At 59.2% G+C, this 14,336-nt stretch carries 14 protein-coding genes; 13 read left to right on the top strand and 1 reads right to left on the bottom strand.

Going from position 1 to position 14,336, the window contains the following annotated elements; translation table 11 throughout:
* Positions 1-19 precede the first annotated feature (19 nt).
* The 4 genes from GT370_RS19255 (at position 20) to GT370_RS19270 (ending at position 4,404) form a co-directional block, all read left to right on the top strand.
* Complete coding sequence (locus tag GT370_RS19255; RefSeq protein WP_270183577.1) at positions 20-343, top strand: DUF2177 family protein; 324 nt, start codon at positions 20-22, stop codon at positions 341-343.
* 61 nt (positions 344-404) lie between these two features.
* Complete coding sequence (locus GT370_RS19260; protein ID WP_270183578.1) at positions 405-650, top strand: hypothetical protein; 246 nt, start codon at positions 405-407, stop codon at positions 648-650.
* Positions 651-664: 14 nt separating this feature from the next.
* Positions 665-1,870 carry a sensor domain-containing diguanylate cyclase gene (locus GT370_RS19265; RefSeq protein WP_270183579.1) on the top strand — a complete coding sequence of 402 codons (1,206 nt, stop codon included), beginning with the start codon at positions 665-667 and terminating at the stop codon, positions 1,868-1,870.
* 263 nt (positions 1,871-2,133) lie between these two features.
* Complete coding sequence (locus GT370_RS19270) at positions 2,134-4,404, top strand: adenosylcobalamin-dependent ribonucleoside-diphosphate reductase (protein ID WP_039885624.1); 2,271 nt, start codon at positions 2,134-2,136, stop codon at positions 4,402-4,404.
* Positions 4,405-4,572: 168 nt separating this feature from the next.
* On the opposite strand, the gene GT370_RS19275 is transcribed toward GT370_RS19270, so the two are convergent.
* On the bottom strand, positions 4,573-5,313 hold the full coding sequence (locus GT370_RS19275; RefSeq protein WP_008495393.1) for an SDR family NAD(P)-dependent oxidoreductase: 741 nt from the start codon (positions 5,311-5,313) through the stop codon (positions 4,573-4,575).
* 264 nt (positions 5,314-5,577) lie between these two features.
* Between GT370_RS19275 and GT370_RS19280 the strand changes: the two genes are divergently transcribed.
* The 9 genes from GT370_RS19280 to GT370_RS19320 all read left to right on the top strand — a co-directional run bounded on the left by GT370_RS19280 (position 5,578) and on the right by GT370_RS19320 (position 14,334).
* Complete coding sequence (locus GT370_RS19280; RefSeq protein WP_270183580.1) at positions 5,578-6,345, top strand: energy transducer TonB family protein; 768 nt, start codon at positions 5,578-5,580, stop codon at positions 6,343-6,345.
* Between the two features lie 454 nt (positions 6,346-6,799).
* On the top strand, positions 6,800-7,981 hold the full coding sequence (locus GT370_RS19285) for a Plug domain-containing protein (protein WP_270183581.1): 1,182 nt from the start codon (positions 6,800-6,802) through the stop codon (positions 7,979-7,981).
* The gene (locus GT370_RS19290) at positions 7,948-8,334 is read left to right on the top strand and encodes a hypothetical protein (protein ID WP_270183582.1); all 387 of its coding nucleotides are present in this window, start codon (positions 7,948-7,950) and stop codon (positions 8,332-8,334) included. Before GT370_RS19285 ends, GT370_RS19290 begins: the two co-directional genes overlap by 34 nt.
* Positions 8,325-9,164 carry a TonB-dependent receptor domain-containing protein gene (locus GT370_RS19295; protein WP_270183583.1) on the top strand — a complete coding sequence of 280 codons (840 nt, stop codon included), beginning with the start codon at positions 8,325-8,327 and terminating at the stop codon, positions 9,162-9,164. The genes GT370_RS19290 and GT370_RS19295 overlap by 10 nt, the downstream gene beginning before the upstream one ends.
* A 291-nt stretch (positions 9,165-9,455) precedes the next feature.
* The gene (locus GT370_RS19300; protein ID WP_051060398.1) at positions 9,456-10,892 is read left to right on the top strand and encodes a peptide ABC transporter substrate-binding protein; all 1,437 of its coding nucleotides are present in this window, start codon (positions 9,456-9,458) and stop codon (positions 10,890-10,892) included.
* Positions 10,889-11,368: a hypothetical protein gene (locus GT370_RS19305; RefSeq protein ID WP_270183584.1), complete on the top strand. Its 480-nt coding sequence runs from the start codon at positions 10,889-10,891 to the stop codon at positions 11,366-11,368. The genes GT370_RS19300 and GT370_RS19305 overlap by 4 nt, the downstream gene beginning before the upstream one ends.
* Positions 11,308-12,537 (top strand): ABC transporter substrate-binding protein, encoded by a 1,230-nt coding sequence (locus tag GT370_RS19310; RefSeq protein WP_270183585.1) that lies wholly within the window; start codon positions 11,308-11,310, stop codon positions 12,535-12,537. Before GT370_RS19305 ends, GT370_RS19310 begins: the two co-directional genes overlap by 61 nt.
* A complete protein-coding gene (locus GT370_RS19315) occupies positions 12,534-13,487 on the top strand; it encodes an ABC transporter permease (RefSeq protein ID WP_008495399.1) in 954 nt (317 codons plus the stop codon). Before GT370_RS19310 ends, GT370_RS19315 begins: the two co-directional genes overlap by 4 nt.
* 7 nt (positions 13,488-13,494) lie before the next feature.
* Positions 13,495-14,334, top strand: coding sequence for an ABC transporter permease (locus GT370_RS19320; protein ID WP_240376702.1), 840 nt, complete (start codon positions 13,495-13,497; stop codon positions 14,332-14,334).
* Positions 14,335-14,336: the final 2 nt, after the last annotated feature.

The raw sequence follows: 14,336 nt of genomic DNA on the forward strand, positions 1-14,336 counted from the left end.
TGCGGTCTGGCTGAGCCAGATGGGGCCCAGGCTCTACAAGCCCTTGCTGCGCGGGCTGCTGGCGGAGCAGGTCCGGCCGGCGCCGGCGATCATCTTCTACGGGCTCTATGTCGCCGGTATCGTCATCTTCGCGGTGCTGCCCTCGCCGCGCCCGGCGATGGCGCTGTGGCGCGGCGCGGTCTTCGGGCTGATCGCCTATGCCACCTACGATTTGACCAATCAGGCGACGATGCGGGGCTGGCCGAGTGTGATCACCCTGGCCGATCTCGCCTGGGGGGCGTTTGCCACGGCGATCGCCGCCACGGTGGCGTGCATGATCTGCCAATGGCTGCTGCGGAGCTGAGGCAGCCCTCCTGTCGCTGTCAGGCTTTGACGTTGTCGCGGGAATTTGGGAATGAGTTTCCATGTCCGCGCTGCCCGACCGCCATTCTGGCGATTATTTCGAATTGATGCCCGTCGCGCTGTGGGAGGAGGATCTCAGCGCCCTCAAGCTGATCATGGCGGCGTGGCGCAGGGAGGGCATAGAGGATCTCGAAGCCTACCTGGCCGCGCATCCTGATGAGGTCAAGCGCTGCGCCCATTCGATCAAGATTTTGCGGGTCAATCAAAGCGCTTTGGATATGCTGGGGCGAAAACCCTTGCGGAGCTGACGGCGCATCTCGCCGTGATCATTCGTGACGATGCGTTGGCCCCCTATGCCCAGGAGCTGCTGCAGATCTGGCGCGGCCAGACGCGGTTCACCACCACCACGATGAATTACCGGCTGGATGGGACACGGATCGATATCCGCGTGAATGGCCGGATTCTACCGGATGAGACGCAGAGCTGGTCGCGGGTGATCGTCGCCATCGAGGATGTCTCGGCCCAGGAGGATGCGCGCCGGGAGCTGGAGGCCAGCGAGCTGCAGGCGCGGGCGATGTTCAATGACTCGCCGGTCTCGCTCTGGTTTGAGAATTTCAGCCTGATCAAGGCCCGGCTGGACGAGCTGCGGCATCGCGGCATCGTCGATTTCCGCACCTTCATCGATGTGCATCCGGATTTCGTCGAGATGTGCATGCTGGATATCCATGTGCTGGATGTGAATCTTCACACGCTCAGGCTGTTTCAGGCGCGCGACAAGGCGGATCTGCTCGCGCGGCTGGATGAGGTGTTCCGCGACGAGATGCGCGGGTTTTTCGCCGAGCAGCTGGTGGCGTTGTGGGACGGCCGGCTGCGCCATGAGCGCGAGGTGCTGAATTACCGGCTGGATGGCGAGGCGCTGAACCTGATTCTGCAATTCTCGGTGATGCCGGGGCATGAGAAGGACTGGTCGAAAGTGCTGGTCTCGCTCACCGACATCACCGCCCGCAAGAAGGCCGAGGCTTATCTCGAATATCTCGGCAAGCATGACGTGCTGACCGGTCTGTATAACCGCAGCTTCTATATGGATGAGGTAAACCGGCTGGAGCGCAAGGGGCCGTTCCCGGTCTCGGTGATCCTGATCGACCTCAACGGCATGAAGCAGGTGAATGACGAATCCGGCCATGCCGCCGGGGATGCGATGCTGCGCCGGATCGGTGAGATTCTGACCCAGGTGGTGGAAAAGCCCGGCTGCGCGGCGCGCATTGGCGGGGATGAGTTCGTGATCCTGCTGCCGGGCAAGAGCGCGCCGGAGGCCCAGGCGGTGCTGAGCGATCTGGCACGGGTGACCGAGCTGAATAATCAGTTCCATTCCACCCAGACTCGGCTGGTTCTCTCCGTCGGCATGGCGGTTTGCAAGGCCGGCGAAAAGCTGGAGGCGGCGATTCAGCGCGCGGATAGCGCCATGTATGCCGATAAACGAGCCTTTTACGCGACGGCGCCGGAGCTGGACCGGCGGTCGAGGATCTAAGCCTCGAGCCCTTACGCGGGCAAAAATTCTATTCCGCGCCGCGTTGTCGCCGTCAAGTTAAAAAGGGCAGTCAGACGCAGATAATTCTACCGCAAAATCAACATCTAGTGTTGGCGACGCGATATAGGCCGAGCTATGGTGTGGCCTCACGCGAGTCTCCGCGCCGCCTCTCGGCGCGGATATGCCAGATGGGAGCAAGCGACATGGATATTCCGGCGGATTTTACGGTGTCAGAAACCAGCAAGCGTTCCATATTGGAGAGCATGGCACCGATTTCCGCGCAGATCTGGGATTCCAAATACCGGCTGAAGGATGAGACCGGCACACCGATCGACCTGACGGTCGAGGATATGTGGCGCCGTGTTGCCCGGGCGCTGGCCGAAGTCGAGAAAGAGCCGGCCCGCTGGGAGCAGCCTTTCTTCGAGGCGCTGCAGGATTTCCGCTTCATCCCCGCCGGGCGCATCCTCTCCGGGGCCGGCACCGCGCGCCGCGTGACCCTGTTCAACTGCTTCGTGATGGGCCGCATCGAGGATGATCTGGGCATGATCTTCTCGCATCTGCGCGAGGCGGCGCTGACCATGCAGCAGGGCGGCGGCATCGGCTATGATTTCTCCTCGCTACGCCCGAAAGGCGCGCTGGTGCGCGGGGTTGGCGCCGACGCCTCCGGCCCGCTCTCCTTCATGGATGTATGGGATTCGATGTGCCGCACCATCATGTCCGCCGGTGCCCGCCGTGGCGCGATGATGGCGGTGATGCGCTGCGACCATCCGGATGTGGAGGATTTCATTGCCGCTAAGCGCGAGCCTGGGCGGCTGCGCAATTTCAACTGCTCCGTGCTGGTGACCGACGATTTCATGGCCGCATTGCAGGCGGATGCGCCCTGGGACCTGAAATTCGACGGCAAGACCTACCGCACCGTGCAGGCCCGTGAGCTGTGGGACAAGATCACCCGCGCCACCTATGATTATGCCGAGCCGGGGGTGATTTTCATCGACCGGATCAATAAGCGCAATAACCTCTATTATTGCGAGACGATCAACGCCACCAACCCCTGCGGCGAGCAGCCGCTGCCGCCTTACGGCGCCTGCCTGCTGGGCTCGATCAATCTCGCCAAGCTGGTGCGCAACCCGTTTGAAGCGGGCGCGCATATCGATGAGGCGGAGCTGGCCAAGCTGGTCGGCACCGCCATCCGGATGATGGACAACACCATCGACGCCTCGGGCTTCCCGCTGGAGGCGCAGGCGAAGGAGGCCGAGGCGAAGCGGCGCATCGGGCTGGGCATGACCGGCCTGGCCGACGCGCTGATGATGTGCGGGCTGCGCTACGGCACTGAAAAAGCCGCCGCCCAGGCGAGCGAATGGGCCCGCCAGGTGGAGCGCGCCGCCTATCTGGCCTCCGCCCATCTCGCCGCCGAGAAAGGCGCCTTCCCGCTTTATGACGAGGCCAAATATCTGGCCGGCGAGACGATTTCCGGGCTGGATGAAGAGGTGCGCGACACCATCGCCGCGAACGGCATCCGCAACGCGCTGCTCACCTCGATCGCGCCGACGGGCACGATCTCGCTGGTGGCGGATAACGTCTCTTCCGGCGTGGAGCCGGTGTTCGCCCTGGCCTATACCCGCAAGGTGCTGCAGCGCGATGGCTCGCGCCGCGAGGAAGAGGTGACGGATTACGCGCTGCGCCTTTACCGCCAGAAATTCGGCGCCGAGGCGGTGCTGCCGGATTATTTCGTCACCGCGCAGGATCTGGAGCCGGCCGAGCATGTGCGCATGCAGGCCGCCGTGCAGAAGCATGTGGACAGCGCGATTTCCAAGACCGTGAACGTGCCGGCCGATATCAGCTTCGAGGCCTTCCAGGAGGTGTATCTCGATGCCTATCGCAGCGGCTGCAAAGGCTGCACCACCTACCGGCCGAACGACGTGACCGGCTCGGTACTCTCGGTTTCCGCGCCCACCCCGGCGGCTGCTCCCGCCCCGACGCCGGCCGCGCCGAAGCTACTGGACGACCCGCTGGGCCTGCTCAACCGCGCCGACCGGCTGCTGGGCGCGACCTACAAGCTGCGCTGGCCCGACAGCGAGCATGCGATGTATGTCACCATCAACGATATCGAGCAGGACGGCGTGCGCCGGCCCTTCGAGGTGTTCGTGAACTCCAAGAATCTGGAGCATTATGCCTGGGTGGTGGCGCTCACCCGGATGATCTCGGCGGTATTCCGTCGTGGCGGCGAGGTGGCGTTCGTGGCCGAGGAGCTGAAGCAGGTCTTCGACCCGCGCGGCGGCCAGTGGGCGCAGGGGCGCTATGTGCCGTCTCTGGTGGCGGCGATTGGTGATGTGATCGAGCGGCATATGATTGAGACCGGTTTCCTGACCCTGCCGGATGACGAGCCGGCCTATGGCAAGCTGCGCGCCGAGGCGGTGACGCCAGCCAGCGGCACCGCGCTGGGCAGCCTGTGCCCCAAATGCAGCCAGCCCGGACTGGTACGCGAAGCGGGCTGTTTGAGCTGCGTGCAATGCGGCTGGTCGAAATGCGGCTGAGCTGAAAGCCAGCGCTGAATGAAAAACCCCGCCAATGGCGGGGTTTTTTGTGCAAGCCCGTGTAGCCTAGAGCCTCAAGCTTTTAGCTTGAGGCTCTAATTTTGATGTTGGCGAGCAATTTCATGTGTTTATCTTGACGCTGCCGCGTCAATCTAAACACATATTGCTCTAAACATGCTGGCCGCCATTGATGTGGATTTCAGCCCCATTCACGTAGGAGGAGGCATCGGTGCAAAGGAAATGGATGGTCTGCGCTACTTCCGTGGGGGTGCCCAGCCGTTTCATCGGCACTTCCGCATCGACCAGCTCATCCGTGCCTTCGGAGAGGATGGCGGTGCTGATCTCGCCGGGCGCGATGGCGTTGGCGCGCACCCCACGGCTGCCGAACTCGTGCGCCATCTCGCGGGTGAGCGCGGCCAACGCCGCCTTGGACGCGGCATAGGCGACCCCGGCAAACGGATGCACCCGCGACCCGGCGATGGAGGTGACATTGACGATGGAGCCCCGGGCGCGCTCCAGCTCCGGCAACAATGCCCGGGCGAGCAGGGCGGTGGAGACCAGGTTGACGTTGAGCACCTTGGTCCAGAGCGCGGCATCCGTCTCGATCACCCCCATGCGCCCTCCCTCCGGGCCTTTCGGCGAGATGCCGGCATTATTCACCAGAGCATGCAGCTTGCCGCCATCCAGCCGGGCGCGGACCGCCTCGGCCAAGGCGGCAATGCTGCCCAGATCCTCAAGGTCCGCTTGCAGATGGCTCTCTCTGGCATTTGGCCAACGGCATTCCGGTGAGAAAGGCTGGCGGGAGACGGTGAGGATACGCCAGCCGCGCTCCTGAAACAGCTTCACCGTGGCATGGCCAATGCCGCGGCTGGCGCCGGTGAGCAGCAGAACGGGTTTCGGGTCGGACATTCAGGGCTCCTGTTTCGGCTGGGCGTGGGCCAGGATGGGCCGGGCGATGCGGCGTGGCAATATCATGTGGGCGCTGGCGCAGCGCGGTGCCATTACCGTTTCCACCGCCCGCCAAGGCTCGATTGGAACAGACCGGATGCAAGGGCGCAGGCGCGGCACAAAATTTGCATTGTATTGCCGCGGGCCATCGCTCTTCCTGGGCGTGCTGCCTATTGCCAATCCCGGCCCTTCTCCGGAGGGCCTCACAAAGATAAGGACGCGGACTTGCACGCAGCGATTGATCGGCACCGCCAAGACTGGGAGGCGCCGGAACTCGGCCTGCCCCAGGCCACGATCATAGCCATCCTCCTGGTGGCCTTGATCTCCCTGGCGGCTTTATGGGTAACGCTCGGCATAAAGCCGAAAACCGTTCCACAAACCATCCAGGTGACGCAGGCCAGCCTGACCAGCCTGCCACAACCCAAGCCGCCACCGCCGCCGCCGCCGAAAATCGTGCCCCCGCCCAAGCCGGTGCCGGCGGTGATCCCGAAGCCGCCGCCGGTGCCGAGCAAGATCGTGGTGGCGACGAAACCGCCCCCGCCGGTGCATCACGTCATCAAGCCGCCGCCGCCGCGGCCGGTGGTGCATCACACCCCGGCGCCGCCAAAGCCGCAACCGCCGCAGCCGGCCGTGCGCGCCACGCCGGCCCCGCCGCCCCCGCATCCGGCCCCTCCGGCCGCGGCGCCGACCAGCGGCATCGGCCCCTACGGCGCCACCATGCACGCGATCATCCAGGCCAATCAAAGCGTGCCGCCAGGCATTTCTCAGATGGGGCTGTCGGGAACGGCGGTGATCAAGATCGAGGTCGATCCGAGCGGCCGGGTCATCGCCGTCAGCCTGGTGCGCTCCAGCGGCAATCCGCTGATTGATAAGACCGCGCTGGACCATGCGCGTGAGGCGCATTTCCCGGCTTTCAACAGCAATATGCCGGGCTCCGCCTTGACCTTCGAGGTGCCGGTTGAGATCAGCCCTGGCGATGGTGGCGATGACTAAAATTTCTTATCGCGCGGACGGGCGAGCCTAAAATCTGAACAGCAAGAGCCTATTTTTTAGAGACTCGATCAAATGCCCGCCCTCACCAGGGCGGGCATTTTCTTTTGGCCGATGGCGCCGCCGAAAGTCGCCTCTTTTAGGTGCATGCAATGTACTGCAGTTTTAGACATATTCCCACTCATTACGTGATGCACTAGACATAAACGCAATGCTGCAAGCGTGCATTCGGAAATCTTATAATTAATTGCGTTAATTTTTATCGCGAAGCTGAATCGAAGCGTGGGCTTGGCATCATGCTTGCTCTTTAGGTCCCAATGTCTCGCTGGGCCCCTTGCATAAGGGGTTGAGCAGATGGGGATCAACAACAAGAGGCTTCGTAATGAAGAATAAGGCGAGCAACCTTCGAAAGCATTTATTGCTGTTTACGGCGTGCAGCTTTGTCGGCGCCGCATCCATGGATCATGTCGCGCATGCGCAGAGCGCCGCGACGACGGAAGATCCGGTGATCGTGCCGGGCCTTGGCAGCGCCAGCGGCTCCAGCGCGTACGAGATTCAAAAGGTTCACATCCTCTATAAGAAGAATCTTCTGAAGGAGAAGGATCTCCCCAGCTCCATCACCGTGCTCGACGATAAGAGCGTGGCACGCGTGAACCCCACCATGGGGTCCATCCAGACCTTGCTGAAACAATCGCCTTCCGTCACCGCCTACGCGCAGGGGCCCGGCCAGAGCGCGCCGACTTTGGCCGTTCGTGGTGTGAAGAATGACGAGCTGGCGGAAACGCTGAACGGCGTGCCGATCACCAGCCTGTTGGGTGGCGCTGGGGATTATCTCTCCAACAATGTCAGCGCGCCGATCACGCTGCCGGAAATCGATTCAGCTACGGTCTATCCTGGCGTGGCACCGCCGGAGCGCCAAGGCTTCGGCACCGTCGGCGGCACCATCGCCTACACGGCAAAGGCGCCGACCGACAAGCCCTACGCTGAACTCGAAGGGGGCTATGGCTCTTTCGACACCTCCCATTTCGGTTTCACCATCAACACCGGCAAATGGTATGATGGCGTCGACGCGCCAAAGACCCTGCTGCTTTATGATCAGAGTGAAACCGCCGGCTATGTCGCCAACACTCCGGCGCATTATCATAATTTCCTGTTCAATACGGTAAAGCCGTTTGACGACGGCTTGACCCAGGTCGGGTTGCTGGTGATCTTCAACCAGGGTAACGGCACGATTCAAAGTGAGCCGACGCCGACCGCGCTGATCGACAAATATGGCTGGAACTATAATTTCCCGACCAATCTCGGCTATTACAATCAGGCCGGAAAATTCCTGACCACGATCCTGAGCGATAAGAGCTACATCAACCAATATCTGGATTTCCAGGGTTCGGTATTCTATATCCACCAGGACCAGAAGACTGATTCTTATTGCGCCCCCTCCACGACCGATGGCAGCCTGCCCTACGCGGTCAATGTGCAATGCCCGTATAATTTCTACGGCGATGTCGGGCCGGGATCGAACTTCCAGTCTTCCGCCTTCAACTACAACCCAACGGCGGCATTTGGCAGCCCGCAAGCCGGCGAATCGTCTGAGTTCACCCATAATTGGGGAACACTTACGGTTTCACGCCGCAGCTGAATATCCATCTGCCCCACAACACGATCGCGATCGGCGGCCTGATCGCGAAGCAGACTTCGAGTGGGACGCAATATATTTACGGCGGCGATTTGGCGCAGCAGAACCAGATCAACGGCTATGATTCCTCCGTTTTCGGTGGCGGCTATCAGCGCTCCGTCTATGTCGGCTATATTTCGGACAAGATCGATCTGCTCAACAACAAGCTGCATATCGAGCCGGCCTTCCGGGTCAGCTCGGCCTACACCAGCAACATCGTGCAGCAGAATTTCAGCGCGGCCACAGGGAAATACCAGAACTTCACCAAAGTCGGCGAACCCTATATCGCATTTCTTACGATCTACCGTTGCATCTGACGCCTTATGCGACCTACGGCAAGGGCTCGCTGTTCTCACCTGTCTCGGATTACGGCTCGGGCTCAAATCCGCTTGCGGGCTCTGAAACCGCGCCAACCCCGGAAATCGTGCATATGTATGAGGCGGGGCTGCGCTATGATACGCCCAACCTTTATCTGAGCGCCGACTATTTCTATCAAAAGGTGAACGACGCCTTCTCCTTCTATGAAAACTATCTCACCGGCACCTCCTACTACGCCAACCAGGGCGGCTTTCTGGTGCGCGGCGTCGAGGTCGCGGGCAAGGCACGCCTGACGCCGGCGGTCACGCTCTCCGGAAACTTCTCCTATAATAACACCGACTATACCGACAGCGCCTTCGAGTTCGTGACCCTGGCCAACGATCAGTTTGGCTATGCCTTTAAGGGTACGCCATTCTCGAACACCCCAACCTACCTGGCCAATATCGCCCTGGATTATGACAAGGGGCCGTGGACTGCGGAATTGTCCGCGCAATATACAGGCCGGGAAAATCAAACCTATGATATTCTGACGCCGAACGATCCCCAAAGCATGCTCTCCGGCGCCACGACAACGGATCTGCAAAATACCAACGATCCGAATTTCATCTTCAATTTCAACGCGAGCTACAAGATCCCGGTGAATACCCACAGGATCAAGAGCCTGAAAGTTATCTTCACGGCGCTGAATATTTTCGACGTGCATTATTATACCTACAAGTATAACTCGGAGCTTGCATCGGGTGGTGTCTACTCGATCCTGCCGCAATATGAATCCGGCTTGATCGGCCCACCGCGCTCCCTGCAGCTCGATCTTGTCGCCAAGTTCTGAACCAAGGATCCCGGCGGTTCGCCGCCGGGATCTCCTCCGGCCTAATTTGAAGTTAAAGCTTATGCGTCTCCTGGCATGCCGACCAAAACGAAAAATGATAGTGATGAATGTCCGTGCCTTCGTTTTCGCGTGCATGCTTGGGTTTGCCGCCATGCCATTTTCCGCGCGCGCCGTTCAGAATGACTGCCACACCATCGTCATTCCGCCAGGTCTGGGCATTGGCCCTGGGCGGATGTAACGTCGTTCAATCTGCTCTTCGTAACGTCTCTTTATAATCAAGAGGCGATATGGATGATGTTTGAGCAACTCATCTGGATCAATCGCAATCACGATATCGACTGGGCACGTTCGATCGCAAGCTCAATATCCACGCCCGATAACGGCAAGACCTTCGATATCACGCTGCGGCCCTGGGTATGGTCAGATGGTGTTCCGGTTACCAGCGCCGATATTCTCTATACCTACAAGCTCATTCAGAGCTACGGCCAGAATTATTCAAGCTATGGTGGCGGCGGCGTGCCGATGCTCATCCAGAGCATGACGGCCCCGGATGCCGAGCATGTGCGGATCGTCCTCAAACTTGCCGTTAATCCGCAATGGTTTATTCTCAACGGCATTTCCCAATTCACCCCGCTGCCGCAACATATATGGGGAAAGTACACAAATAATCAGATTTGGGATGAGCAATCGAATCCAGCCTTCTTTTCTGTCGTCGATGGTCCGCTAAAAATAAAGAAGCTGGCGATCGGGCAATATGCGGAGTTCGTGCCGAACCCGCTTTACCCTGGCGCCAAAATGCACTTTGAACGATTTTTTATGAAGTTTCAAAATAGTGAGTCCGAGGAGCTTCAGGCGGTCCAATCTGGCGATACAGATATGGGCAATGTCCCGTTCGATCTTTATAGCAAGGCCGCTGGAATGCCGGGTACAAGGCTGGTGACAATGCCGCCCTCCTATTCCTGGAACGAGCTGATTCCGAACCTGCTCAATAAATCAACGGAATTCTTCAAGGATGTCCGTGTCCGCCAGGCCCTGGCCGACGCGATCAACCAAAAAGAAATCATCCGGATCGCTTTTCATGGGCACGGTATTGAAACCTATAATCCTGTCCCGCCAGTGCTCGCCAATTTTCTATCCCCATCGGCCAAGCAAGGCGATTATCCGGTTGGATATAACCCCGGGAAAGCGCGAATGCTGCTCAAGGCGGCCGGCTTCACCCCGGGCAAGGATGGTATTCTTCAGAAAGACGGGCAGAGGCTGGAGTTTACTTTGCAGATTCCTGCCGGACAGGATGTACGGATTGAAATCGCTGAGCTCATCCAGCAGGATCTGAAAGCAATTGGCATAGATATGAAAGTGCAGCAGGTCGAGTTTAACGAGCTTTTGACAGCCATGGTCAGTCTGCCGCAAAGCTGGCAGGCCATCCTCATCGCGGAGGATCTGTCGCCCTACCCGAGTGGAGAATATCTGTTCAAAACGGGTGGTTATTATAACAATAATGGTTATTCAGATAAAACAATGGATCAACTGATCGACGAAAGTACCAACCTGCCTGGCATGCAGGCTTTGTTTGCCTACCAGGATTATGCTTCGGCGCAACAGCCGGTGATCTTTTTGCCGAATGAGGAGTATTCCGTTCTTGCGAGAGAGAATGTTCATGGTGTTCAGGATTTCATGAACCCGCTAGGTATGTGGGCGCCGGAGAAGCTGTTTTGCACCGCGCATTGAAATATCTGCTCGCCGGCGCCGTGGCGCTGGCCGTGCATGCGCCGGCCATTGCCGGAACATCAAGCTCAATTCCTGGAAATTGTGGAACCATCATTGTCCCCACCGGCATTGGCATTGGTGTTGGCGCGGATATCACAAACTTCAACCCTCTGCTCACGAATTCGCTTTACAATGCGGAGGCCTCGTCTTTGATGTTTCAGCCGCTATTATGGATAAGCGGCGCGACTCTTCAGATTGACTGGTCGCGTAGCATTGCCAGCTCGGTAACGACACCGGACCAGGGCACAAGTTTCGATGTGAAGATGCGCCCTTGGGTTTGGTCTGATGGCGTGCCGGTGACAAGTGCCGATGTTGCCTATACTTGGCATTTGATCCAGGCCTTCGGCGCGACATATGCGGGCTACGGTGGTGGGGAATGCCCGATATCATCAAGCAGTTGCAGATTATCGGTCCCGAGGAGTTCCGCGTCGTTCTGAAGCGGCAAGTGAATCCGCAATGGTTCATCATGAACGGCTTGTCCCAGCTGTCGCCTTTGCCAGAACATGTCTGGAAACATTTTACCTCTGATGAAATCTATCAGCACCAAAGCGACGTGAAGTTTTTTCAGGTCGTGGACGGTCCTTTGAAACCGCTGGCATTGCATGTCGGGCAAGATCTGATAATGGTCCCAAATCAAAAATGGCCCTTTGCGAAGCTAAACTTCGACAGATTTATTTTTAAATTCGTGGATACCGATGGCCAGACTGTCCAGCAATTTGAGGATGGCGAGCTGGATATGATCAACATTCCCTTCGGTCTCTGGAATGCCGTGCAGCATGTTCCTGGCGCTTATATGGTCAGGCTTCCAATGCCGCTTGACTATAACGATTTGCTTCTGAATTTCCGCAATCCAAAGGTGGCGTTCTTCCGCGATGTACGTGTTCGCCAAGCCATGGAAGATGCGATTGATCAACAGGAAATGATACAGCTTATCGATCATGGCGTAGGTGCAGAGCACTGGGGCCCCGTTCCGACGCAGCCACCGACATTCCTGACACCCGCGATGCAGGCTGGCCATTATCCGGTAAGCTATGACCCCGCACATGCGCGGCAGCTTTTAGAGCAGGCGGGATACAGCCCAGGTGCTGACGGAATCATGCAGAAAGACGGAAAGAAGCTTGAATTCACCTACCTTGATACCACGGGTAGTGTATTGCTGCAGCAGATCACCCTGATGACGCAGGCCTATCTGCGCCGGATCGGGATTGATATGCGGGTACGGGAAATGGAATTCAATCAGGTTATGGCGTTGCTGAACGATCCACATGCCGATTGGGAAGCGACCGGATTGGGCGGTGGCGTTGGCGATTATCCTACTGGCGAGCTCAGCTTCAAGACGGGATCTTTTGAAAATTCAGGTGGATATTCAGATCCAACCATGGACAAGCTGATCGATGAAAGCACAAATCAACCAGGTCTAAGCGGCCTTTACGCTTATGAGACCTACGCCAGCGCGCAGCAGCCGGTACTCTTCATGGAGCGCGAAGGTGTCGCGATGCTCGCCCATAACCGGATCAAGGGCGCCGCAGGTTTTGTCGATCAGCTCTATAATTACTACCCCGAAAAATTATATTGCGAAGCACCGCAAGGGAAGACCGCGCGATGATGAAGATGATCCTCAGGCGCCTTGCGTCCTCTTGCCTGTCTCTGTTCATCCTGGTAGCACTTGTGTTTTTTCTGGCGCACCTCACGCCCGGCGGCCCCGCCTACTCAATCCTTGGGCAGAAAGCGACGCCGGAATCGGTGGCGCAGCTCAACCAGCGCCTTGGGCTGGACCAGCCCCTGCCCAAGCAGTTCGGCCTCTGGATATGGCATTTGCTGCATGGCGAGCTTGGCTATTCCTATTTGCTCAACCGCCCCGTCGGACAGCTGCTTTGGGTATATGAGAGAAATACCCTGGTTTTCTATACAGTTTCCATTATCATCAGTACGGCCTTGTCGATTGCTCTGGGGCTGATTCAGGGCGTGTGGTTCGGCCGCTGGCCGGCTAAGCTGATCGGCGCGTTCCAGCTCGGCTTCTACGCTTTGCCGCCTTTTTTCGTCGCCGCGATGCTGATCCTTTGGTTCGCTGTCGATGTTCATTGGCTTCCCGCCAGCGGTATCATCGATCTTCGCGATCCGCACGCCGGTATCGCCAGCTTCGCGGCGCATCTGGTGCTGCCGGTCACCACGGTATCGCTGCTCACCGTCTCCTCCCTGTCGCGCTATTTTGGCGAGGCGGTGCATGAGGAGCTGGGGAAGGATTATGTCCGTACGGCGCGGGCGAAAGGGGTGAGCTTTACGTCGATTCTGTTCCGGCACGTGATGCGCAATGCCCTGCGGCCCCTCATTACCATCCTGGGACTCTCCTTTCCCTACATTTTCACTGGTGGTGTCATCGTGGAATCCGTTTTCAACTATCCAGGCCTGGGCTGGCTCATGTGGCGCTCGGCCTTGTCGCAGGATTATCCGATCCTGATCGCGATTGTCCTGGTCATCGGCGTGCTCACCGTGCTCGGCAATTTGCTGGCCGATCTCGTCAACGGCCTGCTGGATCCGAGGGCGAGCTATGAGTGAGGCGGCGATGCTCAGTCTCTCAAAGTCGCTGGGCGGCCGGCTTGCCGGCAACGCGACGCTGAAGGCCGGCCTGGTTCTGAGCGGGTTGATCCTGTTCCTCGGCTTCGTGGCGCCCTTCCTCGATCCGGTGAACCCCTACACGATTCATCCTTCGCACGCCTTGCAGGCGCCGAACGGGCAGTTCCTGTTCGGTACGGATGAGCTGGGGCGGGACGCGCTGGCCTTGCTGCTCTCCGGCGGCTTCACCACCTTGATCGTGGCGCTGCCCGCGGCGCTCTTGGCTTTTTTTGTCGGCGTCACCTACGGTTTCCTCTCCGGTCTCGGCCCCGCCTGGCTCGACCGTTTGCTGATGCGCCTGCTCGATGTGGTGCTGGCGCTGCCCAGCCTCATCGTGCTGCTGTTCTTCGCGGCGCTGGTGCCGCAATCCAATTTCAATCTCATCCTGCTCTTGGGCCTGATCTCCTGGCCGAGCCTGGCGCGGCTGGTCCGCAACGAGGTGTTGGCCCAGCGCGGCCGGGACTTCATGCTGGCGGCCCGGCAATCCGGGGCGTCGTCAGCCTACCTCGCCTGGGTGCATCTGCTGCGCGTGATCGCGCCGATCCTGGTGGTCAATGGCACCTTCATGATTGGCGATTCGGTTCTGGCAACCTCCGCGCTTTCCTTTTTGGGGCTTGGCGTGCAGCCGCCGCAGGAGAGCTGGGGCAGCTTGCTGCAAGGCGCGCTGGATATCGCGGCACTCGATCCGTGGTGGCTGATCCTGCCGCCCGGCCTGTTGATTTTCGGCGCGCTGCTGGCGGCGTCGCTGACGGGGCAGGGGCTGTTGCAAATCTGGGGGAATAAGCGTTGAAC

Source organism: Acidocella sp. MX-AZ03 (assembly GCF_027626035.1).
Lineage (GTDB): Bacteria > Pseudomonadota > Alphaproteobacteria > Acetobacterales > Acetobacteraceae > Acidocella > Acidocella facilis.